This is a genomic window from Luteibacter sp. P4_D7_3, from assembly GCF_056401735.1.
The window spans coordinates 1-2,080 of record NZ_JBFUIT010000485.1 but is presented as its reverse complement, the minus strand read 5'-3'; the positions used below and the strand labels follow the sequence as shown (position 1 = coordinate 2,080).

2 protein-coding genes and 1 pseudogene are annotated in these 2,080 nt (G+C 63.9%); all 3 read left to right on the top strand.

Annotated features, from left to right (window positions below; all coding sequences use genetic code 11):
* A pseudogene (locus AC1DSN_RS21830) lies at positions 1–114 on the top strand (FHA domain-containing protein); the annotation flags it as partial.
* A gap of 39 nt (positions 115–153) precedes the next feature.
* Positions 154–1,239 (top strand): 3-phosphoserine/phosphohydroxythreonine transaminase, encoded by a 1,086-nt coding sequence (gene serC / locus AC1DSN_RS21825; protein WP_477332869.1) that lies wholly within the window; start codon positions 154–156, stop codon positions 1,237–1,239.
* Between the two features lie 80 nt (positions 1,240–1,319).
* Positions 1,320–2,080, top strand: a 761-nt coding sequence (pheA, locus tag AC1DSN_RS21820; RefSeq protein ID WP_477332867.1) for a chorismate mutase, incomplete at its 3' end; no start/stop codon positions are given.

The window sequence follows — 2,080 nt, the reverse complement described above, 5'->3', positions numbered from 1 at the left end:
GATGACGCGCTTCCCGAGGACATCGCCGGCCCACGTGGCGAGGTGTGGTGGCTGATCCTGACGGCTGCCGTCCTCGCTTTGGGCATCGCCATGGTGCTGTTCGTCCATTTTTGAGCGGCATAATGCGGGGACCTTCCCCGTGGACGAGACCAAGTGAGCAGAGCCTGGAATTTCAGCGCCGGACCGGCGGCGCTACCCGAAGCGGTGTTGACGCGCGCGCAGGCCGAAATGCTCGACTGGAACGGATCGGGCGCCTCCGTCATGGAGCTGTCCCATCGTGGCAAGGCTTTCATGCAGCTGGCCGCCACCGCGGAAGAGCGTCTGCRCCGGCTGCTCGCCGTGCCTGCCGGCTACAAGGTGTTGTTCCTGCAGGGTGGCGCCACACAGCATTTCGCCCAGATCCCGATGAACCTCGCCGCCGATGGCGACACCGCCGATTACATCGTCACCGGGCACTGGGGCGAGAAAGCCGTGCGCGAAGCGGCGCCTTACATCGATGCCCGCGTGGCGGGTACGTCGGAGGAGGAGCATTACCTTGACTTGCCGCCGCGCGAGCGCTGGGACCTCAACCCCGGCGCCTCGTACGTGCATTACACGCCGAACGAAACGATCCACGGCGTGGAATTTCACGCCGTGCCGGACGTAGGCGACGTTCCGCTCGTCGCCGACATGTCGTCGAATATCCTGAGTGAGCCGGTCGATGTCTCGAAGTTCGGGCTGATCTATGCGGGCGCGCAGAAAAACATCGGGCCGTCCGGCCTGGTGGTCATGATTATTCGCGACGACCTGCTGGCGCGTAAGGGACGGCCGATGGCGAAGATCTTCCGCTACGCCGAGCACGCCGCCAACGATTCCATGCTCAATACGCCCAATACGTGGGGCTGGTATCTGGCCGGTCTCACCTTCGAATGGCTCGAAGCGCAGGGCGGCCTCGTCGCGATGGGAGAGCGCAACGCACGCAAGGCGAAGACGCTGTACGACGCCTTCGAGGCCTCCGGCGGTTTCTATCGCAGCCCTGTCGCGGTCGATGCACGTTCACGAATGAACGTGCCATTCACCTTGCACGACAGCGCGCTGGATGCGGTTTTTCTCGCCGAATCCGAAGCTGCGGGCCTGCTTGCGCTGAAGGGCCACAAGGCCGTCGGCGGCATGCGTGCATCGCTGTACAACGCAGTTCCGCAAGAAGCCGTGGACGTGCTCGTAAACTTCATGCGGGACTTTGCGGCGAAGCACGGTTAAAGTCGGGGGTCACCGCACTGCAGCATAGCTGTTGCGGTGGTAACCGTTTCATTTGTAACCACTTAGCCGCCTGGACGTCCATGAGTAAGACCCCTGCCGACAAACAAGCAACGCTCGTCGAGGCGCGTACGCGCATCGACAGCATCGACCAGCAACTGCAGTCGCTCATCAGCGAGCGTGCCCGTTGGGCACAGCAGGTCGGCCGGGCCAAAGGCCCGTTGAAGGCGGCGGTGGAATATTACCGACCCGAACGGGAGGCCCAGGTGCTGCGTGGCGTGATCGATCGCAACGACGGCCCGTTGCCGAATGCGGAGCTGGTGCGTCTGTTCCGCGAAATCATGTCGTCGTGCCTTTCGCAGCAACAGCCGCTGAAGATCGGCTTCCTCGGCCCCGAAGGCACCTTCAGCGAACAGGCGGTGCGCAAGCATTTCGGCCACGCCGCCTACGGCCTGCCGCTGGGTAGCATCGAGGAAGTGTTCCAGGAGGTGGCTGCCGGCAATGCCGACTTCGGCGTGGTGCCAGTGGAGAACTCGGGGCAGGGCATGATCCAGATGACCCTGGATATGTTCCTGGTTTCCAAGGCCACCATCTGCGGCGAAGTGGAGCTGCGCGTCCACCAGAACCTGCTCTCGTTGAGCGGCGAGTTGAAGGACGTCAAGCGCGTCTTCTCGCACCCGCAGTCGTTGCAGCAGTGCCAGGCGTGGCTGCGTGTGAACCTCCCGGACGCCGAGCGCGTGCCGGTGTCGAGCAATGCCGAAGCCGCGCGCATGGCACGGCTGGCGCCGGAATCCGCGGCGATCGCCGGCGATATCGCCGGTCGCGTCTACGGTCTGAAAACGAT